Genomic DNA, 25,572 nt, shown 5'->3' on the forward strand with positions numbered 1-25,572 from the left:
GTGGCGCTATTTCGGCTGGTCGGGAGCTGCTAGCGGCGCAGGCTGCTGCGCAGCTGCCTCAGGGGTTTTGCTGGCGACCTTTGGGTCGGCTTTGCTGTCCGCGGCGGGCGCGGCAGAATTGGCCGGCGCGGCTTTGGGCGCGGGCGTTGCAAAGGCATCGCCGACGATACCGCCGCGAATGATCATCGGACTTCCGTCGAAGCCATGACTCGGCTGGCTCGGGATTGCCGCGACCTTTTCATCGGTGACGTTTTCATTGACGTCAGGCAGCTTCTCGCCGAGCGCGTCGATCGACGGTGTTTTCGCCCGTTCGAGCGCGCCGGCACTTACAACCGAAGGCGTCGCCGTCGTTTGCCCGAGAAAAACGAGCGACGAGGCCTGTGCCGTGCCGGCCATAAACGCCAGACCAAGCGCTCCAAGGATACGCATCGAAAGCATGATAATTCCCCTTGCCCAACAAGACGGCACCGTAGCCGAGGGCAGTTGATGCCGGCTTGCGGGGAAACAGAGCATTTTAGTGATTTGCGATTCGCCTACGCCCGGACTTGCTCCGTCGGCGTCAGCGTATTAGGCACCCGCATCCGTGAGGTGACGACAGTGGCTGAAATTCGTGCCGTCGGCGAGGCGATGGAAAGGGCGTTGGCGCTGCTCGAGAGCGGCGATGTCGTCGCCATCCCGACCGAGACCGTCTATGGGCTGGCCGGCGACGCGACCAATGGCGTTGCCGTGGCTCGTATCTTCGAAGCCAAGGGCCGCCCTCGCTTCAACCCGCTGATCGCCCATATAGCCGACCCGGCGATGGCCGAGCGCATCGCGATGTTCGATCCGCTGTCGGAAAGATTGGCGCAGGCATTCTGGCCGGGGCCGCTGACGCTGGTGCTGCCGCAACGGCCCGGCAACGGCATTCATCCGCTGGTCACCGCCGGTCTGGAAACGATCGCGCTGCGCATGCCGAAAGGCTTTGGCGGCGAGCTGATCGCCAGGTTCGGCCGCGCGCTGGCGGCGCCAAGCGCCAATTCCTCGGGCAGGATCAGCGCCACGACGGCCGAGGCCGTGGCCGCCGATCTCGGTCCCCGGATCAAGCTTGTGGTCGATGGCGGCGCGACGCCGGTCGGGCTGGAATCGACCATTGTCAAGGTCGAAGCTGGAAAGCTGCGGCTGCTGCGGCCGGGCGGCATTGCCGCCGAAGAGATCGAAGCGGTGGCCGGGACAAAGTTGCTGCGCGGCGCTTCGGGCATCGAGGCGCCCGGCATGCTCGCCTCGCACTATGCCCCAGGTGCGGCAGTGCGGCTCAATGCTGCGGAGGTCGCACCGGGCGAAGCCTTGCTGGCCTTCGGCCGCCGCCGTGCCGAAGGCTGGCGCGATGCAGCCGCCCTGCGCAACTTGTCGGAGACCGGCGACCTGCGCGAGGCGGCAAGCAATCTCTTCGCCCATCTGCAGGATCTCGATGGCAGTGGCGCCAAAACCATCGCCGTCGAGCCGATCCCGTTCGACGGGCTGGGCGAGGCGATCAATGACCGGCTTTCGCGCGCCGCCGCCCCGCGTGACAAGATCGCCCCGCGTGACAAGATGGATTCAGCACCATAGTTTCCACCCATGAACGACATTTCCCCCGATCTCGACCCCGCCGTCGTCGCGCGCTTTGCGGCAATCGTCGGCGACAAATATGCGCTGCGCGACCAGCAGGACATCGCGCCTTACCTCACCGAGCGGCGCGGACTTTGGCACGGCAGGACGGCTTTGGTGCTGAGGCCGGGGAGCGTCGAGGAGGTCAGCAGCATCATGCGGCTGGCGACCGAAACTGGCACGCCCATTGTGCCGCAAAGCGGCAACACCGGGCTGGTCGGCGCGCAGGTGCCGGACGCATCCGGCCGCGAGATCGTGCTGTCGCTGTCGCGGCTGAACCGCATCCGCGAGATCGATACGCTGTCCAACACGGTGACGGTCGAAACCGGCGTCATCCTGCAGACGCTGCAGGAAGCGGCCGATGCCGCCGACCGGCTGTTTCCGCTGTCGCTTGCCGCGCAAGGCTCCTGCCAGGTCGGCGGCAATCTCTCGTCCAACGCCGGCGGCACCGGCGTGCTTGCCTACGGCAATGCGCGCGAGCTCTGCCTCGGCGTCGAAGTGGTGCTGCCGACCGGCGAAGTGTTCGACGATCTGCGCAAGCTGAAAAAGGACAATACCGGTTACGATCTGAAGAACCTGTTCGTCGGCGCCGAGGGTACGCTCGGCATCATTACCGCCGCCGTGCTCAAGCTGTTCCCCAAGCCCAAGGGGCGCGAGGTGGCGTTTGCCGGCCTGTCATCGCCGGAGGCGGCATTGTCGCTGTTCAGCCTGGCGATGGACCGTGCAGGGGCAGCGCTCACCGCCTTCGAGCTGATCGGCCAGAGGCCCTACGACTTCACGCTTGCCCACGCACAAGGCGTGGTGCGGCCGCTTGCCGGCGATTGGCCGTGGTATGTGCTGATGCAGATCTCGTCGGGCCGTTCGGCCGACGACGCAAGGGCGCTGATCGAGGAGGTGCTGGAGGCAGGCCTCGAGCAAGGCATCGTCGGCGATGCGGTGATCGCGGCAAGCATGGCCCAGGGCGATGCGTTCTGGAATTTCCGCGAGGTGCTGCCCGAGGCGCAGAAACCGGAAGGTGCCTCGATCAAGCACGACGTCTCGGTGCCGGTGGCGTCAATCCCGCCCTTCATTGAAAAGGCCGCCGTCGCCGTGCAATCGGTCAGTCCCGGCGCGCGCGTCGTCTGCTTCGGCCACATGGGCGACGGGAACCTGCACTATAACATCTCCCGGCCGGCCGACGGCGATGACGAGGCGTTTCTCGGCCTTTACCACGTCATGAACAAGGCCGTGCACGACGTCGTGCGCGCGTTTCATGGCTCGATCTCGGCCGAGCACGGCATCGGCCAGTTGAAGCGGGACGAATTGATCGCGACGGCGCCGCCGATGGCGATCGAGCTGATGCGCAGGGTGAAGGCCGCCTTCGATCCGGCCGGCATCATGAATCCGGGTAAGGTTATCTGATCCTTTCGCCGGCCTGCGCCGGTTGGCATTCCGATAACCATCCGCCCCGGATCAGCAAAATTTAACCGACTTTCTTAAGCGCGAGGATAAGAAGCCCGCGCTAATGTTTCTCCACAAACGAGGCTGGGAAAACCGGCCCGGAGAACCGGAAACACCGGCTCTCAGGAGAAACAGGAAAGGCACGATATGAACACTGGACTGAAGCCAGTCTGGGCCGGGCGCAATATGCGCCTCGACCCATTCCGCCTGCCGCAAGTGGTGAGCTACGCCACGCGCGACGACTATGGCGACGTCACCTTCACCATCGACCAGCGCGGCGCGGTTATCCGCCGCACGCTGGAGATGAGCGGCGTGCCGGCGATCATCGCTCTGCCCGCCAACGCGTTTCGCGGCGTCGCCGCCCGCGCCATGGAGGATCCGGATGGCAATGTCACAGTGACGCTTGAGCTTCTGCACAATGACCCGACGCTGTCGGTGCCGCTGCTGGTCGCCGACGATCTCGACGACGTCGCCGCCGACTGGCGCGCCTGGGCCGACGCCTACCGCCTGCCGATGCTGCTGATCGAGGCCGACGGCATTGCCCGCACGCTGGAGGAATCGCTCGGCGCCGCCATCAAGGCGCTGCCGGCGCAGGACCGCCGCAAGGGTCGCGTCTCGACCATGCGCCGCCCGCGCTTTCTCGCCCGCCGCCGCGCCGGCGACCTCGGCCTCAGGCTGGTCATCGGCGGCGAGGAGCTTATTTCGCGGGAGTAGATTGAAATCAGCTTGCAAGTTGGCGCTGCCCCTCATCCGGCTGCCGCCACCTTCTCCCCGTATAGTGACGGTGAGAAGGGACACTGGCCGCAATTTCGGCACTCTTTCTGCAAACGCTTGAGATTGGCGAAATCCGTTGCGAAGGCGTGCTTCTCCCCGTCACTATACGGGGAGAAGTGCCCGGCAGGGCGATGAGGGGCGGCATAAGCAGTTGGAGAAAGGTCGATTCCGCAGCTGCCGAATCGATACCGCTGGCTCTTAAACCAGCGGCTTCAGCGCCACCCAGCCCGCGCCGCCGATCAGGCCGAGGAAGATCAGCCAGCCGACCTGGTTGTTCGATCTGAACAGCCTCAGGCACTGGTCCGGGTCGTCGATGTCGAGCACGGCGATCTGCCGCGCCATATGCGCGCCGGCGGCGATCAGCCCGGCCAGTGCAGGCACCGGTGCCTGCGCCGAGGCGAAGGCAATGGCGAAGCAAACCAGCGCTCCGCCATAAAGCCCGGCCAGCCAGGCCTTGGTGTTGTCGCCGAACAGGCGCGCCGTCGAGCGCACGCCGACGATGGCGTCGTCTTCCTTGTCCTGATGCGCATAGATCGTGTCGTAGCCGATCACCCACAGGATCGAGCCGATATAAAGCATGATTGCCGGCCCATCGAGATCGCCGAACTCGACCGCCCATCCCATCAGCGCTCCCCAGGAAAAGGCAAGGCCTAGAACGAGTTGCGGCCAATTGGTGTACCGCTTCATGAACGGGTAGACGGCGACGATGACCAGCGAACCGATGCCGAGCAAGACGGCGAAGCTGTTGAACTGCAAAAGCACGGCAAGGCCGACCAGTGCCTGCACGACAACAAACATCCAAGCCTGCCGGCGCGTGACCTTGCCGGCCGGCAGCGGCCGCGAGCGCGTGCGTTCCACCTGGTTGTCGATGTCCTCGTCGACCAAATCATTGTAGGTGCAGCCGGCGCCGCGCATGGCGAACGCGCCAAGAAAAAACAGCAGCAGATACCAAGGCGACGGCAGCAGAGAGAGAAGCGGGTCCGTCGGACGCGGATAGGCGCTCGCGGCAAGCGCAGCCGACCACCAGCATGGCCACAGCAGCAATTGCCAGCCGATCGGCCGGTCCCACCGGGCAAGCTGCGCATAGGGCCACAACCGCCGCGGCAGCACGCGATAGACCCAGTGGCCGCTCGGCGCATCGGCGACGCGGCCCTGGGCCGCTTTCGACTGGAGGGTTTCCATTTTGCTGGAGTGGCAGCAGAGGCGAATGCCGTCAAGCGTCAAGCAGCCCCGCACGCTCGCCACGCGCAATCGGCGCTTCGGCAGCCAAATGTCTTGACCCGTCGCGCGCGGCGCAATAGCGCAGTCCTGGTCTTGGAATGACGAGGAATCTGGGCATGCGTGTTTTGCTGATCGGCTCTGGCGGACGAGAGCATGCGCTGGCCTGGAAGATCGCGGCGTCGCCGCTGCTGACCAAACTCTACGCGGCGCCCGGCAATCCGGGCATCGGCCACGAAGCCGAACTGGTGAGGCTCGATACTGCCGATCACACGGCGGTGGCCCGGTTCTGCCGCGAGAATCAAATAGGCCTCGTCGTGGTCGGGCCGGAAGGGCCGCTGGTCGCCGGCATTGCCGACGACCTGCGCGCCGAGGGCATCCGCGTCTTCGGACCGTCAAAGGCAGCGGCACGGCTGGAAGGCTCGAAAGGTTTCACCAAGGACCTCTGCGCCAGATATGGCATCCCGACCGCCGCCTATGGCCGCTTCGACGATCTGGCTTCGGCCAGGACCTATGTCGAGAAGACGGGTGCGCCGATCGTCATCAAGGCCGACGGCCTCGCTGCCGGCAAGGGCGTCACCGTCGCCATGACGCTTGACGAGGCGCTGGCCGCGCTCGAGGCCTGTTTCGACGGCTCCTTCGGCCAGGCCGGGGCGGAAGTGGTGGTCGAGGAGTTTCTCGTCGGTGAAGAAGCAAGCTTCTTCTGCCTGTGCGACGGCACCACGGCGCTGCCCTTCGGTACCGCGCAGGACCACAAGCGCCTCAGTGACGGCGACACCGGCCCCAACACCGGCGGCATGGGCGCCTATTCGCCGGCGCCGGTGATGACGCCGGAAATGATCGACCGAACGATGCGCGAGATCGTCGAGCCGACCATGCGCGGCATGGCTGAAACAGGCGCGCCGTTTTCCGGCGTGCTGTTCGCCGGGCTGATGATCACTGACAGCGGGCCGAAGCTGATCGAATACAATACCCGTTTCGGCGACCCGGAATGCCAGGTGCTGATGATGCGGCTGAAGGACGATCTGCTCGTCCTGCTCAACGCCGCCGCCGACGGCCAGCTGGCGCATACTTCGGTGCGCTGGCGCGATGAGGCGGCGCTCACCGTGGTGATGGCAGCCAGGGGCTATCCCGGCACGCCTGAAAAGGGCTCGGTCATCCGCGGCGTCGAGGCGGCGGCAGGCGACGGCGTCGAGATCTTTCACGCCGGCACCGCCATCAACGGCGGCGCACTCGTCGCCAATGGCGGCCGCGTGCTCAACATCACGGCGACCGGCAGCACCGTCGGCGAGGCGCAGAAGAAGGCCTACGCCGCGCTCGACCGGATCGACTGGCCGCAAGGCTTTTGCCGCCGCGACATTGGCTGGCTGGCGGTGGCGCGCGAGCAGGCGAACTGATGCTTCGGGCGGCCTTCGGCCTCAGCGCAAGCCGTGGTCGAATTCAGTCGAGACGCTGCTGACCGCGTCGGCGGTGGAGACAAATCCTGGCACCGATGCCGCACGCTTTTCGTTTCGCGTCCAGGCGACATATTCGGCAATCCCGCGCGGAAGGCCCGGCGCCGCCTTCGCCGCAGGCATTTGAAAGCCGCTGCTGAACCTGGCCAGGCGCGCCCTGAATACCGCGACCATCTCCTCGAAGCTTGCTGGCGTCACGCTGGCGTAAGTGATGGTGCCGCCGGCGAGCCCCGCCTCGCGTGAGAGCGGCACCGGTATCGAGGTGAGATAATCCGGCTGCACGTCGATCAGGCCGCCGAACGGCCACTGCGCGCGCAATTCCGTGGCGTTCATCGGCGCGACGCTGACGTCGATATCGTTGGGTGTGCCCGCGACCCTGTAAGGGCAGCGGAACCGGCCGCAGTTTGCTCGCGCCGAAAACTGCCAGAGCGCATAACCCTGCCAGTTGCCCATCGGAAAATGCACGCCGATGTCTGGCTTGTAGCGCGCATACCACAGCGGCAGCCGGGACAGGAGCGGGTATTTATACTTGTTGTCGGCGATATGCCTGGCTGTCGTGCCGTTGGTGTAGAGCACTGGAAAGCGGCCAACCCGACGATGCACATGGCGCACGAATTCCTCGACATCCTCGAGCGACATCCATTGGGTGGGGTCATCGTCCTCGATGTCGAGGGCAAGCAGGTCATCCGGCCCGGGTTTCACGAAATTGATGAAATTATTGGCCTGTCCCACGGGGTTGCCGGGGCGGGCGAGATGATAGGCACCCCATTTCAGGCCCAGCGCCTTGGCCACCACCTTGCGCGTCTGGAACAGTTCCTGTGCCATGGCATGGCGCTTCCAAAGCGTCTTGCACAGCCGCGTCTCGGTCTCGTCGCCGAAACAGAAATATGGTGGCGGCATTCCGTCGGATGCCTTGTTGATGAAGCCGACAAGACGCTTGTCGGCGGCTAGCCGGGTCCAGTCGATGGAATTGTATTCGTAGGCGTCGACGACCAGCGCCCGGTCGGCATCCTTCCAAGGTTCGGAGAAATCCGAGGCCTTTGCCGGCGTCAGCGCCAGGGTCATCGCGGCCGCGACGAGGAGAAGCGCTGAGCGGACAAGGGGGCGCGCCGGCGTTTTCAAACAGCACATCCTTGCTGGCCAAAGCCAAATCCTGAACCGCCATGGTTAAGGAAATGCTTCGGGTGCCGAGTGGGCGAGTTGGAGCGCTGGCGAAGCGATCCTTGGTGCTCCTCAAGAGCAAGGCGATGGTTGCGATTGTCAGCCAAATAGCTTCAACGCTGTTGCTATGGGCAGGAACAGTGATAGCGGGCGGCTCTGAAACGAGGTGAAGCCATGCCTGCGATAATACGCGACCGCCTGGTCACCCTTGGCATCGACAATCAACGGGAAGGCTGCTGGGGCAGCGCTAACGCTACGTCGTAGCGCATCCACGATCAGCGCCGACCCGACCCGCCGCCGCTGGTATCGGGCATCGACGGCCAGCCTGCCGACCAATATCGCGGGCAGAACCGGGTAGCGTGGCAGATGTTTTGTCTGTTCGTCAGGCAAGGACGCGATCGGTATGCTCGACGCCGCCAAAGTGTAATATCCGGCGATCGCGCCGACATCGCGATCCACGGCAACGAAGCAGTTGCCGACTCGGCGTTCGACATCCTGGCTGGCTTGCTCCCGTATATAGCGGTCGAGCGCCGACACCCCGCAGCTGAACGCCTTGCGATCATGCGATCCGCCGAGCGGTTCGATGATGATGGTGAAATTCACCGGGATTCGACGACAAGCCGTTTGTGGGCGTCGGCGGTTTTGCGCAGTGCTTCATTGGGCTCGGGCGGATTGAGAATCGCCTCCATCATGGCGCGCTGATCCTCGACGGAAATACGCATGATAGTGGTGTTCTCGATAGTACGCTGCGCCGCCTCTTGAGCGGCGGCGACCACGAAGTCGCTGACGCTGCGGCCCTGGATTTCGGCGGCACGTTTCACCACGTCCAGCATATCCGGCGAAATACGGGCTTCGAGACGGGCGGTGCGGGTCTGTTGGTTTGGCATTATCGTCATCCCTGATGCGCGGCTCTAAGTAATTTTGCATACGAGCCAGCAATTGCAAAATCCGCGTGACAAAGTTTGACGTTTACGTAAAAAGAAGATGGACAGGGAACTCCGAAAGCAGATGATTTTGCATCGGCACAGGTCTTAAGTAGACCTGCCAGACTGGGGAGGGCCAGACTGGAGAGGGCCGGACTAAGGAGGAGCGAGCGCCATGTATCGGGCACCGGTCGAGGAAATCGCCTTCACCCTGAAACATGTCGCCGGCTTGAAGCCGGCGCTCGATGCCGGCACCTTTGGCGAACTCGGCGAGGACCTTGTCGACGCCATTCTGGCCGAGGCCGGCCGCTTCGCCAGCGAGGAGGTGGCGCCGCTCTACACGGTCGGCGACCAGCACGGCGCGGTGCTCAACGGCGCTGCCGTCACTACCCCGCCCGGCTGGAAGGAACTTTATCCCCGCTGGATCGGCGGCGGCTGGAATGCGCTTTCCGCGCCGGAAGCGTATGGCGGCCAGGCGCTGCCGGCCATGCTCGGCGTCGCCGCGCTCGAAATGTGGAACTCCGCCTCGATGGCGTTCGGCATCGCCCCGACGCTGACCATGGCCGCGGTCGAAGCACTCGACAAGCATGGCTCGCAGGCGCTCAAGGCCAAATATCTGGAAAAACTGGTCTCCGGCGAATGGATGGGCACCATGAACCTGACCGAGCCGCAGGCAGGATCGGACCTGAATGCCTTGCGAACCCGCGCCGAACCGGCCGGCGACGGCACCTACCGCATCTTCGGGCAAAAGATATTCATCACCTATGGCGAGCACGATTTCACGGACAACATCATCCATCTGGTGCTGGCGCGGCTGCCGGACGCGCCGGCCGGTACGCGCGGCCTGTCTTTGTTCCTGGTGCCGAAATTCCTCGTCGGAGACGATGGCGCGCTGGGCAGGCGCAACGACGTCTTCTGCTCCGGGCTGGAGCACAAACTGGGCATCCACGCTTCGCCGACCTGCACGATGATTTATGGCGATGGCTTCGAAGGCAGCAGGCCCGGCGCGATCGGCTGGCTGGTCGGCGAGGAGAACAAGGGCCTCGCCTGCATGTTCACCATGATGAACAATGCGCGCCTTGCCGTCGGCATGCAGGGCGTCGCGGTCGCCGAGGCCGCGACGCAGAAGGCGCTCGCCTATGCCAACGACCGCCGGCAAGGCAAAGCGGCGAGCTATCGCGGTGCCGGCATGGCGCCGATCGTGCATCACCCCGACATCCAGCGCAGTCTTCTGACGATGAAGGCGCTGACCCAGATTGCCCGTGCCATCTGCTATTCCTGCGCCCACGCCATCGATCTCGCGTCACAGAGCGAAGATGCAAAGCACTGGCAGGAGCGCGCCAATCTGTTGACGCCGCTGGCCAAGGCCTTTTCGACCGATGTCGGCGTCGAGGTCGCCTCGCTTGGGCTGCAGGTGCATGGCGGCATGGGGTTCATCGAGGAGACAGGCGCCGCAGCACTTTATCGCGACGCGCGCATCGCGCCCATTTACGAAGGCACCAATGGCATCCAGGCGATCGATCTGGTGACGCGCAAGCTGCCGCTCGGCGGCGGTCGGCATGTGCATGGCTACATCGCCGAACTCAAGGCCGTCGCCGATGCGGCGCGAGCGTCGAACCTTGAAGGCTTCGGCCGCACCGCCGATCGCCTCGACCAGGCGCTCGACGAGCTCTCCCAGGCAACCCGTTTCCTGCAAGACCTGCAGGCCGAAGGCCGTTCGGACGAGGCGCTGGCCGGCGCCACACCTTATCTCAGGCTGATCTCGCTTGCCGCGGGCGGCGCCTATCTGGCGCGCGGCGCGCTTGCCGACCAAAGCCGCATCGCGCTTTGCCGGTTCTTCGCCGAGAACCTGCTTGGCGAAGTGGGCGCGCTCAAGGAGCGCGTCATCGGCGGCGCCGACAGCCTTGCCGTTGCCGGCAAGGCGCTGATTTCAGCCTGACGTTCGCACGCGCCGATATTCACAAAGGCCCGAAATTCACAAAGGACCAATCCGTGACAGACCACATCCTCGTCGAACGCCAGGGCGCCATCCAGATCATCCGCATCAACCGTCCGGACAAGAAGAACGCCCTGACCCGCGCCATGTACGCGACGATGTCGGCGGCTCTTGCCGGCGGCGACGCGGATCCGGCGATCCGCGTCCATGTCTTTCTCGGCATGCCCGGTGCCTTCTCGTCCGGTAACGACCTTGCCGATTTCATGGTCTTCGCCTCGGGCGGCGAAGGCGGTACCGAGGTCTGGGATTTCCTGATGGCGCTGGCCAAGGTGGAAAAGCCGATGGTTTCCGGCGTCGACGGCATTGCGGTCGGTATCGGCACCACGCTCAACCTGCATTGCGACCTGACCTTCGCCACGCCGCGCACAATATTCCGGACGCCCTTCGTCGATCTCGGCCTTGTGCCGGAGGCCGGTTCGAGCCTGCTCGCGCCGCAGATCCTCGGCCGCCAAGGCGCCTTCGCGCTGCTTGGCCTCGGCGAGGGCTTTTCGGCCGAGAGGGCGAAGGCCGCCGGGCTGATCTACGAGGTGGTCGAGGAGAGGGAACTCGAAGCATCGGTATTGGCGGCGGCGGGCCAGATCGCCGCCAAGCCGCCGCAAGCGCTGAAGATCGCGCGCGACCTGATGCGCGGCTCGCGCGAAGCCCTTGTCGAGCGCATCGGCCAGGAAAGCCAGCATTTCCGCGAGCGGCTCAAATCCGACGAGGCCCGCGCAGCCTTGACGGCCTTCATGACCAGGAAGAAGGCCTAGACCTTCTGGCCTTGTCTCGCATCGTGGACCCGCCGGCAGCAACCGGCGGGTTTTCTTGCCATGATCTCTTAGTCACATCGCCATTTTTTTACATTCGGCCTGGGCCTTTGCCGAAGACGTGTCGATCATGAATGTCTTGCCTTTGGCGTCGGTCATCAACATCATGCAATGCTTGATCGGTTTCGCCATTTTCATCATTTCGGCGCTCATCTTCGCGTCGGGCATCATGGTGCCCATATGCCCATCGGGCATGATCGCCATGACCTCCCCACCCTTCATCACCGTCATTGTCCCCATCGCGTCCTCCGCAAAGGCCTGCGAAGCGAAAAGGCAGGCAAGACCGGCCATCGTGACCAACCTGAGTGAATGCATTGCTTCCTCCTGAATTTGCGCCAGCGGCGCGTTGAGCCCTTTCCTGGTTCGTTCCGGCAAGCTGGAACGTTTCACGCACACGAGATCGTGATCGTGGGAATTGGCAATCCGGCAGAAGCGGCCCGGCCTTGGCCGCCTTCATGACCAGGAAGAAGGGCTGAAAAAAATGGGCGCCGGTGCGGAAGCTGCCGATCTCCCCCCTTGTGGGGGAGATCGGCGCTCCACCGTCGTGCCCTACGGATAAAGCCTCACCTTGTCCCAACCGCCCTCGGCGTTGCGCGAAAACACGACACGGTCGTGCAGCCGGAACGGACGGTCGTGCCAGAACTCGATGGTCTGCGGCACGATGCGGAAGCCTGACCAGTGTTTTGGCCGCGGGATGTCGCCGATCGCATGGCGCGCCGTGTATTCGGCGACCGCCTTTTCCAGCGCGAAGCGGCTCTCCAGCGGCCGCGACTGTTTGGAGGCCCAGGCGCCGATGCGGCTGCCGCGCGGACGCGTCACGTAATAGGCGTCGGCTTCGGCGTCGGTGACGATCTCCACCGGGCCGCGCGCTCGCACCTGCCGGCGCAGCGATTTCCAGTGGAAGCACATCGCCGCTTTCATGCTGCCAAGAATCTCACGGCCCTTGGCACTCTCGAAGTTCGTGTAGAAGACAAAGCCGCCCTCATCGAACCCCTTAAGCAGCACCATACGCACATTCGGCATGCCTTCGGCATCAACGGTCGCCAGCGCCACGCTGTTGGGGTCGTTGATCTCGCTCTTCGTCGCGTCGTCGAGCCACGCCGCAAAGAGCCGGAACGGCTCTGCCGCCTCGGTAAAGTCACCGCTTGTTAACCCGGTTTCGCTCATAGTTTTCCCAAATTTGTCGCCGGCTGGGGAGATTGCCGATTGTCGCGTATCGCGCAAGCTTTTGACAGTGGGCAATGGAGCGTTATCGCTTCGGCCAGCGCCAAAGCCATGATCGTGATAATCATCCTGCCGCTTGCCGCGTGTGGCGGCGGCGGCTTCAGCCTGGAGCAGGCGGAGGTCGACCGTTCGGTGCTGACATCGAGCACGCCGGCCTCAGTCACGCCGCTCGATCAGGACCGCGCCTCCGATCAGGCCACGATCCGCAACGCCGTGTCCTCCGCCGACGTGGAGCAACTGGCTGGGCAGGCCGTTCCCTGGGCGAATGCCGACACCGGCTCGCGCGGCTCCATCACCGAGCTCGCAGAGTTCAGGGCTAACGGCGAGACATGTCGCCGCTTCACCGCGTCGCGCGAAAGCTTCGACGGCGTCGCGCTGTTCAAAGGCGAAATATGCCTGGCCGGCGGCAGCATCTGGCGCATGCAGGACTTCAAGACGCTCTGATTTTCCGCCGGCGACATGGTGGTAAGCCACTGGAATTCCTTCCTATGCGAGCGCATATAGGAGGCGATTATGGACTCACTCCTTCTCCAGGGCAGTAAGCATGCGCGACCCCTATGAGGTGCTGGGCGTTGCCAAGAACGCATCGGCCAAGGACATAAAATCCGCATACCGGAAGCTCGCCAAGAAGTATCATCCGGACCAGAATCCGGATGATCCCAAGGCGAAGGACCGTTTTGCCGCCGCCAACCAGGCTTACGAGATCGTCGGCGACGAGAAGAACCGGGCGGCATTCGATCGCGGCGAGATCGACGCCGATGGCAAACAGCGTTTCCAGGGTTTCGAAGGCGCGGCTGGCGGCGCCGATCCTTTCGCCGGTTTCCGCCGGCAGCAAGGGCCGGGCGGCGCGCATTTCGAATTCCGCACGGGCCGTCCCGGCGGCGATCCGTTCGACGGCAACAGCGACATCTTCAGCCAGATCTTCGGCGATGCTTTCACCCAGCAGCGCGGCGCCGGCACCGGCGGCCGCCGTCAGGCGCCGACGGCCGCAGATCTCAACGTGACGCTGGACGTCACCATCGAGGAAGCCGCCACCGCCGAGAAGGTGACGGCGATGTTCCCCGACGGCCGCAAGATGGCGGTCAAGTTGCCGGCCTATGTCGAGGACGGTCAGACCATCCGGTTGAAAGGCCAGGGTGAGCAAGGACCGGGGCAGCCGGGCGATGCGCTGGTTAAAATCCGTTTCCGCCGGCACCCGCGCTACCGCGTCGAGGGCCGCGACCTGCATGTCGACCTGCCGGTGGAACTGGCCGATGCGGTGCATGGCGCCAAGGTGGCGGTCGAAACTCCGACCGGCAGGATTGCGGTCAATGTCCCCCCTTGGTCGAGCTCGGACAAGGTTCTGCGGCTGAAGGGCAGGGGTCTGCCGGAAAAGGCCGGCGGTCACGGCGACCTCTACGCACACGTGCGGCTGATGCTGCCGGAAGGCGGCGACGCCGAGCTCGAGGCGCTGATGCGCCGTCGAAAGGCCTGACGGTCGAAAGGCCAGCGCTTAATGCCGTGTGTGAAAAGCGGGCGCGAGTGGTTTCATGCCGTCGATTAGCGACAGCAAGCGAGCAACCAGCGCCAGGAGCCGCCATTTGGCCGAAGTAGGTTCAACGTCAGCTAACGCCTCAAAGGCCGACATTTGCACGCGCCATAGTTCCGCTTCGCGAACACGGTCGACGCCAGTCGACCGACTGGCGATGAGCCAGTTCGGCGGGGGTTAGCCGCACAAGCTTGTAGGGGTCGATCGATGCAGTCGCCAGGCCAGCAAGGTGGAGGGTCGCACCGCTGACCATCACCAGCGCATCGACGCCTGCACCATTCTCCCTCTTGCCAGCCTGCTCGACGTGGCGGGCGAAATTTACCTCCGAGCCGACCAGAAAAGAGAAATCCCACTGGCGATCGTTGACGAACATCACCTCGCCGGAGTGTAAGCCGATCCTGATGCGGCGCGAGAGGGAGCCCATTGAACGCTTCCAAGCGTTGCCGAGCGAGATTTCCGGTACCAGTTCCGCGACGGCGGCCAGCGCCTTTAGCGCCGTTTCGCTGGGCGTCATTTGGCTCCCCAGCCAGAGAGCTAGCACGCCGTCGCCTGTAAAGTTTTGAACGATCCCCCCATTGGCCACCACGACCTGGCGGGTCAACGTGAAGTGCTCGATCATGAACCGCGTGGTTTCGACCAGGCCAAGCGCGCTCGCCAAGCCGGTCGAGTCCTCCACGTCGGTAAACATGATCGTGGCGATGGCACGCTGGAATTTCGTTTCACCCATGCCGAATGACGGGAGCACGCGGTCAGTCTGTGGATTCGTATAGGCAGTGATCGGATGCATTGGAGTCCGGCCCCCGAGCGGTTTCAAATGTCGCTCGAATATGACTGGACGGCGTAGGCGGATCGTAAGCCCGCCGTGGCGGGCACGTCAGAATTACGTCAGAAATCCATTCGGGCCCGGCTTTGGCGGCTTGCAGCCGACCTTTTAGTCAAAATTCGGCGGGACCCTCAGCTCAGCAACTTACGGAGGTCAAGCAGCCCCGCTCCAAACTGCTGATCGAACGAAGGCACCCTTCTCTCGCAATTAGGGCTGTCCGGTAGAATCGGAACGTCAGCTTTTTCAAGCCAAGGCCATGAAACCTCCTTTGCGCCTGACTGGGTCATCTTCGCCTTAACCTCTATGCCGCTGAGCGGCCTACCGGTGGAGCGATGTTTCGACTGCAACAAAGCGGCTGCTCCCGCGACGATGGCCGAGGCTGCAGATGTTCCGCCAAATACTGTGTAGAGCCCGGCGCGGTCTCTGCTTTCGACGCGCGGCGGCTGGATCCCTTCCAGCTGTCCGCCGGAATAGCCGTGGTGGCCCGGGATGTCGGTGGTGAGCACGCCCTGCGGCGCGTATTCAACCTGGGGGAGCTTCTCGTAGATCTCGAAATTGTGGTCACGTGAACGCAGCGACTCACGGTCCAGTCGTATTTGGCAGCGCGTACACACCTCCTGGTCGTCGGACGGCGCGGAAATGGTGACGGAATTGTCGGTCGGATCGCCGCTGTAGTTGGAATATGCTGAACGTCTCGCCAGATAAGTGGCGGCCGCCACCGCAACCACGCCATTGCTTTCGCCGGCCTTGCTCGCCGGGTAAATCAGATGGTCGTAGCCATCGTTGCCGGCTGCGCAGATGATGGGGATTTCCTCGCTGATCGCCTCGAAAAGCGTCTCGAAATAATCCCAAATTGGCTTTGCCTGTTCGACCGAAGTATATCTGCTGTCGCCATATCCAGGATAGGAACGGTGCGCTCGCCATGGATCGGGTACTTCCCGGGGAAAGTGTATGACTGAAACCTTCTGGTCGCGGGCATAGAGGAACGCCAGAATGAGCTGCGCTGCGTCGGGCCGTGCTGAAATCTCGATCGGCAGGAGTTCAGCGCCTGGGGCGACCCCCCAATAAGGTATTGCGCCTTCACCGTTGCTAAATTGCCTCAACTTCGCGGGCGGGGCCGCAGGGGCGCCGACCATCAGCCCAGCGCAGGCGGTCCCGTGCGCTGAGTAGCGCATACGCGAGGTCTCAGCAGTCTCCTGAATTACGCCGCGCCCATCTTTCAGTGCTCGAAGCAGCGATTTCTGAACCTCGACTTCCTGCGCATTGTTCCTCGATTTGATCAGGCCTGCCGCCCACGCCCAGGTATCGTCGCCCACAAAGCTCTTGCTCTGCTTTCTTTCCGGCCCTCGCAAGACGAGCGGTTGCTGCTTGGGTGTGACGTAACTCAACCCGAAAGGGTGAGCGGCGAAGCTGACCGCAGAAAGGATACGAGGCTCGAGATTGGGATGGCTTGAGTTCACCCCCGTATCGATCTGGGCAATGACCTCGCCGTAACCGGGCTTGTCAGTACCCAACAAATCCCAGGCGTCGGCCTCCAGCAGGTATGCGGCCTCGTGCGGCAACCGCGCTTCAGGGATGCGCGGACGATCGCGTAAGGCGCCGATTGCGATCAGGTGCCACAGGTAGTGATACCAATCATAACAAAGATGGCCTTCGCCCTTCTTGATGTCGTCCATCATGGCACCCACCTACCATTCGCTCTGGGCGCGTCGGATCGTTTCATCCATCGCGTCCACCAAGTACGGAGAAATGCGCGCAGCCAGTTCCTCGCCGGCATCGGTGTCGCTGGCGTAGTGCAGCCCGGCCCATTCCCTGTTCTCGGCCACCCGGCGGGCGCGCTCATAAAGCGCGGTTACGCCGGCGTGCTCGGGCAGCATCCGTTGCAGAACGTTCGCCACTGCAAATGACTGAAATGAATGGTTGGACGGGTAGGAAGCGTGCGAAGGAACCGGAAGCGCCGGCCGCAGCCTCGGCTCAATGATGTTGGGCCGTGGCCGATTGAATCGATCTTTGTAGTTGAGCCCGATCTCCTCCGTGAGTTCGAGGATCGCAACAATCAATGCGCATGTCCCCTCGAAGCCCGCGAGAGTGTCTATTCCGAGCGGTGCCGTGTAGTCCAAAATCCCGAACGATGCCTGGCGGACGATCTCCTCGCGCCGCAGCGGGTCACCTTCCCTCCTCTTCTGCAGATCGATAAGCGCTTCTGTCTCCCTGAGGCTCTCTGAAGGTCCGGGCGGGGGATCGATAAGAATGTCCTCCCAGATCGCGCCGAGATATTTGTTGGCGACGCTTAGTCCGATCCCGTGCAAGGCACGCTTGTCGTGCCACGCCGGCAAAGCCTCCTCGCCAGTTTCGAAAGCCGTTTGCCCTCTGCCGCGTCCCCGTCCTCGTCCGCGTCCTCTGCCCCTGCCTCGACCTCGACCTGCGCTCGGCCCCGCCAAGAAGGCTGGCGAAAGGCGCATGGCACCCTCCACAGGGTCATCAGAAATCGTTATCACGATCTGCTCTTCTTGAATCGACAGAACGCTGCTCTTGGTCATCATAGACACGAAAGGATGCAGTTTTTCGCCGCCTCTATTTTTGATGTATTCCTCAAGAGATTTTTCAGGTTTTGCGTCACCCAATATCAGCGGATATTGCCTTATGGCCGATCCACTTACTAAGAAGCGGGCGTTAAACAACTTGTTATTAAGATCAATTGTCGACATCATGTCCACCCCTCAACTAAAGCTTCTAAATTTGATCCGCGCCAACTGGTGGTCGGAGCCTCGACGTAACGCCTGCGGTGCGCAGCGCTAGGGTGCGTACCTTGGCAGCGTTATTCGCGACAACCCGCTCTTGATAACCGAAACTCCGAGTACGCCTGCAATTGGATAATTCTCCTCCGAAAGCAGCTCGAGCGAGAAATCCGGCTCCCAGGCGCGCAAGCGTTCGATAGTTCGAACTGCCTCCACAGTCTGCCCCAAATGCCCGTGGCAGGCAGCCGAGTATCTCAAAGCGGGTAGGTATGTGGGTTGCTGCGCAAGGACACGCTCGCCGTGACGTATCCCCTCCTCGAAGCGCCCGTTCAGAGTTGCCAAGATGCAGCACGTGGTATCGATGCAGTAACGATACAGGGGAGGCCCGCCCAGTGCACGTGCGCGCATCGCATCCTCATAGCCACGCTTCACTTCGCCGAGATAGCCGAGCGTCAAGGCACGCATGTCCCAGCAAATGGCTTGTAGCGGGTTAGCGGCTATCGCTCGATCGGCGAGTTCCAGTGCCTGTGCGTATTCACGAAAGACGAACGAATGGGCATGAGCGGCCAACGCCAGGGTGATAGGATTGAAGGGGGCCACTTCGACGGCGCGACTGGCGCATTCCCGAACCTGATCGTGAAAGGTGCCCGAGCGGCCGACCCGTCTCTCGCCTAAGCGGGTGACAAACACAAACAGCTGCCACCCCAGATACGTGCTACGCGGGTCGAGCTCATATGCTTCGGCGAGCATGCGCTCCGCCGAATCCAGGTCCGTATCGCGCATGCGGAATACCTGTCGCAGCGCTGTCAATGCAAGCCGAGACGCCCGGTGTCGGGGCTCGTCGCGGATGGACTTAGGATCGAGAACGAATTCGAGGATCGAAAACACGATCTGATTGACCAACGACATCAGCTTCAGGCTCGCCGGGCCAGTCAGGTCGGCCGGCTCGAGAAAATCCGTATGCGACCACAAGAGCCGGCTGTCACCGGGCGCAATTAATGCAAATGTCAGGCCCACTCTGTCACCCACCACCGTTGCCCTGGTTTGCAACAGCCAGTCTGGTAGCGCTGTGTCAGGCGCTTGGGTCAGCGGTCCCTGCGCTTGAAAATCCACGACGTCGACCACTTCGAAATTCAGGATCGATCGAACCACCAGATCCAGGACAAGGTCGCTGACGGCCCTGTTAGCGGAGCCCTCCGTCCACCTGGCATCGCGAACCAGGCCCAAGCATAGCCGCGACGAATTCAGAAGTGAGGCGCTTCGCTGTCCGGACAACTGATCTGCCGCGGCAACAGGAGAGACGTTTGCTGGCACTGTGCGAGGCCGGGGCCATTGGCTTCTTTGCTCACGAAGCCAATCCTCGAACTCTGGATCGCGAATATCGAGGCCCTCAAGCAGATCACGCGTGGCAGAGCCTTCGGGCGGATCGTTCAAATCGATGCCGATCGAAGCGACGTCGAGTCGAACCACATCACGATCGGTCGAGATTAGATCAAGGCCGGCGCTGCGGAGCGACTTCCGAACCTCGGACAGTTCCTGCCGCAAGCTTGCTGCACCCTGCTCCTCGCCGCGAGTGCTCCAGAGCTTGCTTTGCAGCCATTTTCGGCTCCGCGTACCTTTGGGTGCCAGGGCGAGCATGGCCAAGAGCGCTTTAGACCGTCTGCCATGCGGCGTGACGTCCGCGCCATCCGCGCTCTCAATCGCGAATGGCCCAATCAATCTAAGGAAAGGACGGCCATCCGAGTACACTAGCGGCCCCTCGCGTCCCCGTATCTAATATATCATTCACTAATATAAGTCTATCTGTAATTCTCGGCTTCCGGAGGTCAAACCTACACGTGGCAAAGGATTCGAGACGGGATTTCTGCTGTGACGGAAGGACTCGGTAGCGACATCAAGCGGTCGTTCGATGTAAGCGGTTCCATTGTCGGAGTTGGGTCATGAGCGTGACTTCGGCCGCTGGCCAACGAAACTTCCGCCAAAGGGTCATCTTCCGCCGTGACACCGATACTAGCGTCGGATTTTTCCACTGGCTCACGACTGCAAGGTCAAGGCGCTACAGCGTCCTTTGCGCGTCCAAACGACGCGCGGCTCTGTAGACCAGCGGCTTTGTCCCCCGAACTGTCCGCTTTGAACGCTTGAAGGGGCACTGTGGCTGTGCGATAGGCACTCCACAAAGTAGAGAACCTTGCGGAGAGCGCTGAGATGGCGGGTGGACGGGGCCTTATGGCCGGCAAGCGCGGCCTTATCCTTGGCATCGCCAACAATCGCTCGATCGCTTACGGCATCGCCAAGGCCTGTGTCGACCATGGCGCCGAGATCGCGCTGACCTATCAGGGCGAGGCGTTCAAGAAACGCGTCGAGCCGCTCGCGGCGGAACTGGGCGCGCATGTCGCCGGCCATTGTGATGTGACCGACCCGGCCAGCCTCGATGCGGTGTTCGAAAATGTCAGCAAGCACTGGGGTGGCAAGCTCGATTTCCTCGTCCACGCAATCGCCTTTTCCGACAAGGACGAACTGACCGGCCGCTATGTCGAGACGACGCGCGACAATTTCCTGCGCACAATGGATATTTCGGTCTATTCCTTCACGACCATCGCCAAACGTGCCGAGGCGCTGATGACCGACGGCGGCTCGCTGCTGACGCTGACCTATTACGGCGCGGAAAAGGTGATGCCGCACTACAACGTCATGGGTGTCGCCAAGGCGGCACTCGAAGCCAGCGTGCGCTATCTGGCCGTCGATCTCGGCGCCAAGAAGATCCGTGTCAACGCGATCTCCGCCGGCCCGATCAAGACGCTTGCCGCATCTGGCATCGGCGATTTCCGCTATATCCTGAAATGGAACGAATACAATTCGCCGTTGAAGCAGACGGTCACGCAGGAGGAGGTTGGCGATTCCGGCGTCTATTTCCTATCCGACCTTTCGCGCGGCGTCACCGGCGAGATCCATCATGTCGATTCCGGCTATCATGTCGTCGGCATGAAGGCGGTCGACGCGCCGGATATTTCGACGGTCAAGGACTGACGCCACCGCCTGACCTCTTCCGGAAGACCTGATGTACCCGCTCGTCTATATCGTGCGCCACGGCCAGACGGCGTGGAACGCCGAGGCCCGGCTGCAGGGGCAGGCCGATACCGACCTCAACGAGCTTGGCCGCGAGCAGGCTAGCCGCAACGGGCGCAGACTGGCCGAACTCATCGACAAGCCCGAAGATTTCGACTTTGTCGCCAGCCCGATGCGGCGCACGCGCGAGACGATGGAGCGCCTGCGCGCGGCGATGAAGCTCGATCCGCACGCCTATCGTACCGAGCCGCTGCTCGTGGAATTGAGCTTTGGCGACTGGCAGGGTTTCACCTTTGCCGAGCTCGAGGCGAACAATCCCGGTTCGACCAGGCGCCGCCGCCTCGATAAATGGAATTTCCAGCCGCCCGGCGAGGGCGCCGAAAGCTACCAGATGCTGCTCGAACGGGTGAAGCCGTGGTTCGACGCGCTCGATCGCCAGACGGTCTGCGTAACCCATGGTGGCATCATGCGCGTAATGTTCCGCTTGGTACTGGGAATGTCCGAACAAGATGCGGTCAGCATGGAAGTGCCGCAGGACCGCGTGCTCAGGCTGGACGGCCGGCGCCTGGAGTGGCTTTGAGACCGATGACGTAGCCTATGTTGAGATCAGGTCGGGCCGGCCTCAGCTGAATATCGACGCGCCCTATTCCGTCGATCCGGTGTCCGGCAGTTCCATGTCGGTGACGACGTTCTCGCCATTCGTCACGTCGTAGGCGAGGACGATGTCCATGCCTGGCTTCAGCGCATCGAGGTCGGTTTCGGCGTTCAGCTTGTAGGATTTGCCGTCGTCCAGCGTCAGCGTCAGCGCATCCTTGTCGACCTTCTTGATCAGGCCTTCGGTCTGGCCGGCGAAGGCGGCGGTGGAAATCAACAGCGTGGCGGCAACAGCGCCAATCAGGATACGCATCATCGTCCTCTTTAATCATTGCCGGTACAGCGGCTCGGTCCAACGGAACGGAACTGAGCAGAAACCAATCGAATGTGTCAAAACTAAATCCGCGGGATCACAGTTTGACCACTGTGGAAAACGCCAATAGAAGGCAGGCGACAGCGCCGCGCGTCCTCCTGGACGCGCAAGGACGCTGTAGCACTTTTGATTTTGTGCATGATCCTTTCCGAAAATCGCTCCGATTTTCGGGGTCATGCGCTGAGCCGGCTCCGACGCTGGCAGGGCTGGTTCCATGTCGCACAACACGTTCGGCCATCTTTTCCGCGTCACCACCTGGGGCGAAAGCCACGGGCCGGCGCTGGGCTGCGTCGTCGACGGCTGTCCGCCCGGCATCCGCTTCAGCCGCGACGAGATCCAGGCCGAACTCGACAAGCGCCGCCCCGGCCAGTCACGTTTTGTGACGCAGCGTCGCGAACCTGACGAGGTCAAGGTCCTGTCCGGCTTCATTCTCGATGAGGACGGCGAGACGATGATCACCACCGGCACGCCGGTGTCGATGCTGATCGAGAATGTCGACCAGCGCTCCAAGGATTATGGCGACATAGCCCGTCAGTTCCGGCCGGGCCATGCCGATTACACTTACGAGGTCAAATACGGCCTGCGCGATTACCGCGGCGGCGGCCGCTCCTCGGCGCGTGAGACGGCGGCGCGGGTGGCGGCCGGAGCGCTTGCCCGCAAGGTCGTGCCCGGCATGGTGGTGCGCGGCGCGCTGGTGTCGATGGGCGATAAATCGATCGATCGCGCCAATTGGAACTGGAATTTCGTCGGCGACGCTGAAAACCCGTTCTTCACGCCTGATCCGGCGTCCGTCGCCGTCTTCACCAAATATCTGGACGGCATCCGCAAGGCGGGCTCCTCGGTCGGTGCGGTCATCGAGATCGTCGCCGACGGCGTTCCGGCGGGGCTTGGCGCGCCGATCTATGCCAAGCTCGACCAGGACATCGCCGCCGGCCTGATGTCGATCAACGCCGTCAAGGGCGTCGAGATCGGCAACGGTTTCGAGGCCGCCCGCATCACCGGCGAGGAGAATGCCGATGAGATGCGCATGGGCAATGACGGCAAGCCGGTCTTCCTATCCAACAATGCCGGCGGTATCCTCGGCGGCATCTCGACCGGCCAGGCGATCGTCGCGCGTTTCGCCGTCAAGCCGACCTCGTCGATCCTGACGCCGCGAAAGTCGATCGACAAGGACGGTAACGACGTCGAGATCATGACCAAGGGCCGGCACGATCCATGCGTCGGCATCCGCGCCGTACCGATCGGCGAGGCGATGGTTGCCTGCGCCATTGCCGATCATTATCTGCGTCATCGGGGACAAACGGGAGGGGAGTAGGGGAGTAGGTTACGCAACTCCCACAACAGCATTTTTTCCTTTCCCCTACTCCCGTACTGCCCTACTCCCCTATTCCCTGCGAGCGAAGCGAGCACTTATGCCTTACGACCAGAAGAAGATCGTTGAAGCCCTGCGCGCCTTCGAGCGCGGCGAGATCGTCGTCGTTATGGACGATGACGGCCGCGAGAACGAGGGCGATCTGATCGTCGCCGCCGTCCATTGCACGCCGGAAAAGATGGCGTTCATCGTCCGCAACACGTCAGGCATCGTCTGCACGCCGATGCCGCGCGAGGAAGCAAAGCGGCTCAACCTGTCGCCGATGGTGGCCGACAATGATTCGGCCCACACCACCGCCTTTACCGTCAGCGTCGACTTCAAGCACGGCACCACGACCGGCATTTCGGCCGACGACCGCACGCTGACGGTGCGCAATCTGGCCAACGGCAATGTCGGCGCCTCCGATTTCGTCCGCCCCGGCCACATCTTTCCGCTGATCGCGCGTGAAGGCGGCGTGCTGATGCGTTCGGGCCATACCGAAGCCGCTGTCGACCTCTGCAAGCTCGCCGGCCTGCCGCCGGTCGGCGTCATTTCCGAGCTGGTCAATGATGACGGCACCGTCATGCGTGGCCCGCAGGTGCAGGCGTTCGCCGAAAAGCACGGGTTGAAGCAGATCTCGGTTGCCGACCTTATCGGCTACCGGCAACGCAAGGAAACGCTGGTCGAGCGCGTCGCCTGTTCCGACATCGAGACGCCGGGCGGCAAGGCACAGGTCTTCACCTACACGCTGCCCTGGGACTCCATGCATCACGTGGCGGTCGTCTTCGGCGATATCCGCGACGGCGTCGAGGTGCCGGTGCGCCTTCATTCCGAGGACGTGGTCAGCGACGTCTTCGGCACCAGCCACAGGCTGGACGCCATCATGAAGGCAATGGGCGAGCGCCAACGCGGCGTCATCGTCTATCTGCGCGAAGGCTCGGTCGGCGTCGCCCATCAGGAGCGCAAGCGGCCGGCTGCCGGCGACCGCGAGGACCATGAAGAGGCGCGCCGGCGCGAGAACGAATGGCGCGAGATCGGCCTCGGCGCGCAAATCCTCAAGGATCTCGGCATTTCCTCGATCAATCTGATCGCCTCGCGCGAGCGCCATTATGTCGGCCTCGAAGGTTTTGGCATCCACATCGCCAAGACCGAGATTCTTTAGGCCATTCTCACGGTGCTGGTATGCGTCCGGCCCGGCTCGGGCCGGACGCACCGGAAACTATTCCGCAGCGACCGCGGCTGCGTCGCATGCAGCCATGTCGCAGCCCGGCGCGGCAAGGCTGCGCTGGCCGGCGAGCACGATGACCAGCGCGATTGTGCCCGATGCCACCGATACCCAGAACCCGTTCTGCGCGCCGAAAGCGTCCACCACCCAGCCGGCGGCGAACGAGCCGAGCGCCATGCCAATGCCGATGCCGGTCATCACCCAGGTCACGCCCTCGGTCAGCACCGCCTCGGGCACGCGCCGCTCGATCAGGCCGAATGCCGTGATGAAGGTCGGCGAGATTGCCACGCCGCTGACGAAGACGGCCAGTGCCAGCAGCGGCACGGTGTCGGCGACGAGCAGCGGCAGCGTGGTAAGCGCAATGATGGCGATTGCGATGGCAAGCTGAATCTGCAGCGGCAGTTTCAGGTTCAGGGCGCCGATGATGATGCCGACGACGAACGATCCGAGCGCGTAGACGCCGATGACGAAGCTGGCGGCGCCCGGCTGGGCAAGCTCCTTGGTGATCGCCACGGTGCTCACCTCCGTGGTGGCGAAGGTCGCGCCGATGAAGATCAGGGCCAAGGTGATGATCTGGACCGGCCGCAGGCGGATTGCCGAGCCGCCTGAATCATGTTCCACCGGTCGGGCTCGCGGTTCGGTCGAGCGCTGCAGGATGAAGGCCGTCGAACCGAAGGCGAGGAACAATGTGCTCGCGAGCACTCCCGCTTCCGGGAAAAGCGCGACGCTCAGTCCGACCGACAGCGATGCGCCGGCTATGTACACCAGTTCGTCCGCCGCCGACTCGAAGGCGAACGCCGTGTTCAGCTCGGGGCGGTTGCGAAAAATCTCGGTCCAGCGTGCGCGCACCATTGCCGGGATGCTGGGCATGACGGCGGCGAGCAGCGCCGAGACGAATAGCGTCCATATCGGCCAATGCTGATTGGCCGCCGCAATCAGGATCGCGAAAGCGAGCGTGGAAATCACAGTGGTCGGCACCACAATCCGCGTCTGGCCGAGGCGGTCCACCAGTCGCGATACCTGCGGGGCGACGAAAGCGTTGGCCAGCGCATATGTCGCGGAGACGGCACCGGCCAGCCAGTATTCGCCATCGGTCTGCGACAGCATCGCGACGATCCCGATCGGAGCCATGGCCATCGGCAGCCGGGCAACGAAGCCGGCGGCGGCAAAGCCCTTGGCGCCCGGCGCGCGAAAGATCTGGGAGTAGGGATTTTGCATGGTCTGGTTCCTCGACAACGGCCGGTTCGGCGAT

25 protein-coding genes are annotated in these 25,572 nt (G+C 63.1%); 12 read left to right on the forward strand and 13 right to left on the reverse strand.

Annotated elements, in window-relative coordinates; translation table 11 throughout:
* Positions 1-6: 6 nt before the first annotated feature.
* Complete coding sequence (locus NKI58_RS26760; protein WP_352593267.1) at positions 7-438, reverse strand: hypothetical protein; 432 nt, start codon at positions 436-438, stop codon at positions 7-9.
* Positions 439-597: 159 nt separating this feature from the next.
* Here NKI58_RS26760 and NKI58_RS26765 point away from each other — a divergent pair, with 159 nt between their 5' ends.
* The 3 genes from NKI58_RS26765 to NKI58_RS26775 all read left to right on the forward strand — a co-directional run bounded on the left by NKI58_RS26765 (position 598) and on the right by NKI58_RS26775 (position 3,780).
* Positions 598-1,587, forward strand: a complete 990-nt coding sequence (locus NKI58_RS26765) for an L-threonylcarbamoyladenylate synthase (RefSeq protein WP_352593270.1) — start codon at positions 598-600, stop codon at positions 1,585-1,587.
* Between the two features lie 9 nt (positions 1,588-1,596).
* Positions 1,597-3,027 (forward strand): FAD-binding oxidoreductase, encoded by a 1,431-nt coding sequence (locus NKI58_RS26770; RefSeq protein WP_352593273.1) that lies wholly within the window; start codon positions 1,597-1,599, stop codon positions 3,025-3,027.
* 186 nt (positions 3,028-3,213) lie between these two features.
* Entirely contained in the window at positions 3,214-3,780 is a 567-nt protein-coding gene (locus NKI58_RS26775) for a DUF6101 family protein (RefSeq protein ID WP_352593276.1), read from the forward strand.
* 258 nt (positions 3,781-4,038) lie between these two features.
* On the opposite strand, the gene ubiA is transcribed toward NKI58_RS26775, so the two are convergent.
* Positions 4,039-5,022 carry a 4-hydroxybenzoate octaprenyltransferase gene (gene ubiA, locus NKI58_RS26780; protein ID WP_352593279.1) on the reverse strand — a complete coding sequence of 328 codons (984 nt, stop codon included), beginning with the start codon at positions 5,020-5,022 and terminating at the stop codon, positions 4,039-4,041.
* A 155-nt stretch (positions 5,023-5,177) separates the two neighbouring features.
* Between ubiA and purD the strand changes: the two genes are divergently transcribed.
* The gene (purD, locus tag NKI58_RS26785) at positions 5,178-6,455 is read left to right on the forward strand and encodes a phosphoribosylamine--glycine ligase (RefSeq protein ID WP_352853956.1); all 1,278 of its coding nucleotides are present in this window, start codon (positions 5,178-5,180) and stop codon (positions 6,453-6,455) included.
* A gap of 21 nt (positions 6,456-6,476) precedes the next feature.
* Here purD and NKI58_RS26790 read toward each other — a convergent pair whose 3' ends face one another.
* From NKI58_RS26790 to NKI58_RS26800, 3 genes are all read right to left on the reverse strand, one after another.
* Positions 6,477-7,577: a glycoside hydrolase family 25 protein gene (locus NKI58_RS26790; RefSeq protein ID WP_352853964.1), complete on the reverse strand. Its 1,101-nt coding sequence runs from the start codon at positions 7,575-7,577 to the stop codon at positions 6,477-6,479.
* Between the two features lie 195 nt (positions 7,578-7,772).
* Positions 7,773-8,276 carry a GNAT family N-acetyltransferase gene (locus NKI58_RS26795; protein ID WP_352788323.1) on the reverse strand — a complete coding sequence of 168 codons (504 nt, stop codon included), beginning with the start codon at positions 8,274-8,276 and terminating at the stop codon, positions 7,773-7,775.
* Positions 8,273-8,560, reverse strand: a complete 288-nt coding sequence (locus NKI58_RS26800; protein WP_352593287.1) for a type II toxin-antitoxin system TacA family antitoxin — start codon at positions 8,558-8,560, stop codon at positions 8,273-8,275. Before NKI58_RS26800 ends, NKI58_RS26795 begins: the two co-directional genes overlap by 4 nt.
* A 211-nt stretch (positions 8,561-8,771) precedes the next feature.
* On the opposite strand from NKI58_RS26800, the gene NKI58_RS26805 reads away from it, so the two are divergent.
* The gene (locus NKI58_RS26805) at positions 8,772-10,535 is read left to right on the forward strand and encodes an acyl-CoA dehydrogenase family protein (RefSeq protein ID WP_352788320.1); all 1,764 of its coding nucleotides are present in this window, start codon (positions 8,772-8,774) and stop codon (positions 10,533-10,535) included.
* A gap of 53 nt (positions 10,536-10,588) precedes the next feature.
* Positions 10,589-11,341: a crotonase/enoyl-CoA hydratase family protein gene (locus NKI58_RS26810; RefSeq protein ID WP_352724076.1), complete on the forward strand. Its 753-nt coding sequence runs from the start codon at positions 10,589-10,591 to the stop codon at positions 11,339-11,341.
* 72 nt (positions 11,342-11,413) lie between these two features.
* Here NKI58_RS26810 and NKI58_RS26815 read toward each other — a convergent pair whose 3' ends face one another.
* Both NKI58_RS26815 and pdxH read right to left on the reverse strand, forming a co-directional pair.
* Positions 11,414-11,689 (reverse strand): hypothetical protein, encoded by a 276-nt coding sequence (locus NKI58_RS26815; RefSeq protein WP_023674100.1) that lies wholly within the window; start codon positions 11,687-11,689, stop codon positions 11,414-11,416.
* Between the two features lie 258 nt (positions 11,690-11,947).
* The gene (gene pdxH, locus NKI58_RS26820) at positions 11,948-12,565 is read right to left on the reverse strand and encodes a pyridoxamine 5'-phosphate oxidase (RefSeq protein WP_023674101.1); all 618 of its coding nucleotides are present in this window, start codon (positions 12,563-12,565) and stop codon (positions 11,948-11,950) included.
* Between the two features lie 39 nt (positions 12,566-12,604).
* Between pdxH and NKI58_RS26825 the strand changes: the two genes are divergently transcribed.
* Together NKI58_RS26825 and NKI58_RS26830 are read left to right on the forward strand one after the other, a co-directional pair.
* The gene (locus tag NKI58_RS26825) at positions 12,605-13,066 is read left to right on the forward strand and encodes an RT0821/Lpp0805 family surface protein (RefSeq protein ID WP_352788317.1); all 462 of its coding nucleotides are present in this window, start codon (positions 12,605-12,607) and stop codon (positions 13,064-13,066) included.
* 100 nt (positions 13,067-13,166) lie between these two features.
* Positions 13,167-14,096, forward strand: a complete 930-nt coding sequence (locus NKI58_RS26830; RefSeq protein ID WP_352578626.1) for a DnaJ C-terminal domain-containing protein — start codon at positions 13,167-13,169, stop codon at positions 14,094-14,096.
* A 139-nt stretch (positions 14,097-14,235) separates the two neighbouring features.
* Here the strand turns inward: NKI58_RS26830 and NKI58_RS26835 are convergent, their stop codons facing one another.
* The 4 genes from NKI58_RS26835 to NKI58_RS26850 all read right to left on the reverse strand — a co-directional run bounded on the left by NKI58_RS26835 (position 14,236) and on the right by NKI58_RS26850 (position 19,349).
* Positions 14,236-14,937, reverse strand: coding sequence for an adenylate/guanylate cyclase domain-containing protein (locus NKI58_RS26835; RefSeq protein ID WP_352449907.1), 702 nt, complete (start codon positions 14,935-14,937; stop codon positions 14,236-14,238).
* Between the two features lie 167 nt (positions 14,938-15,104).
* Positions 15,105-16,652, reverse strand: a complete 1,548-nt coding sequence (locus NKI58_RS26840) for a S8 family serine peptidase (RefSeq protein ID WP_352853958.1) — start codon at positions 16,650-16,652, stop codon at positions 15,105-15,107.
* A 9-nt stretch (positions 16,653-16,661) separates the two neighbouring features.
* The gene (locus tag NKI58_RS26845) at positions 16,662-17,681 is read right to left on the reverse strand and encodes a phosphatase PAP2 family protein (protein WP_352827319.1); all 1,020 of its coding nucleotides are present in this window, start codon (positions 17,679-17,681) and stop codon (positions 16,662-16,664) included.
* Between the two features lie 87 nt (positions 17,682-17,768).
* On the reverse strand, positions 17,769-19,349 hold the full coding sequence (locus NKI58_RS26850) for a hypothetical protein (protein WP_352578623.1): 1,581 nt from the start codon (positions 19,347-19,349) through the stop codon (positions 17,769-17,771).
* A gap of 567 nt (positions 19,350-19,916) precedes the next feature.
* Here NKI58_RS26850 and fabI point away from each other — a divergent pair.
* Both fabI and NKI58_RS26860 read left to right on the forward strand, forming a co-directional pair.
* On the forward strand, positions 19,917-20,738 hold the full coding sequence (fabI, locus tag NKI58_RS26855; RefSeq protein WP_352449903.1) for an enoyl-ACP reductase FabI: 822 nt from the start codon (positions 19,917-19,919) through the stop codon (positions 20,736-20,738).
* Positions 20,739-20,769: 31 nt separating this feature from the next.
* Positions 20,770-21,357, forward strand: coding sequence for a histidine phosphatase family protein (locus NKI58_RS26860; RefSeq protein ID WP_352456876.1), 588 nt, complete (start codon positions 20,770-20,772; stop codon positions 21,355-21,357).
* Between the two features lie 63 nt (positions 21,358-21,420).
* Here NKI58_RS26860 and NKI58_RS26865 read toward each other — a convergent pair whose 3' ends face one another.
* Positions 21,421-21,684 carry a DUF1344 domain-containing protein gene (locus NKI58_RS26865; protein ID WP_023716902.1) on the reverse strand — a complete coding sequence of 88 codons (264 nt, stop codon included), beginning with the start codon at positions 21,682-21,684 and terminating at the stop codon, positions 21,421-21,423.
* A gap of 274 nt (positions 21,685-21,958) precedes the next feature.
* Between NKI58_RS26865 and aroC the strand changes: the two genes are divergently transcribed.
* Both aroC and ribB read left to right on the forward strand, forming a co-directional pair.
* Complete coding sequence (aroC, locus tag NKI58_RS26870; RefSeq protein ID WP_352788311.1) at positions 21,959-23,059, forward strand: chorismate synthase; 1,101 nt, start codon at positions 21,959-21,961, stop codon at positions 23,057-23,059.
* A 97-nt stretch (positions 23,060-23,156) separates the two neighbouring features.
* Complete coding sequence (gene ribB, locus NKI58_RS26875; RefSeq protein ID WP_352449900.1) at positions 23,157-24,257, forward strand: 3,4-dihydroxy-2-butanone-4-phosphate synthase; 1,101 nt, start codon at positions 23,157-23,159, stop codon at positions 24,255-24,257.
* Positions 24,258-24,314: 57 nt separating this feature from the next.
* On the opposite strand, the gene NKI58_RS26880 is transcribed toward ribB, so the two are convergent.
* On the reverse strand, positions 24,315-25,538 hold the full coding sequence (locus tag NKI58_RS26880; protein ID WP_352788308.1) for an MFS transporter: 1,224 nt from the start codon (positions 25,536-25,538) through the stop codon (positions 24,315-24,317).
* Between the last annotated feature and the right edge of the window lie 34 nt (positions 25,539-25,572).

The sequence above is a fragment of the Mesorhizobium sp. M0522 genome, assembly GCF_040321085.1.
Classification (GTDB): domain Bacteria; phylum Pseudomonadota; class Alphaproteobacteria; order Rhizobiales; family Rhizobiaceae; genus Mesorhizobium.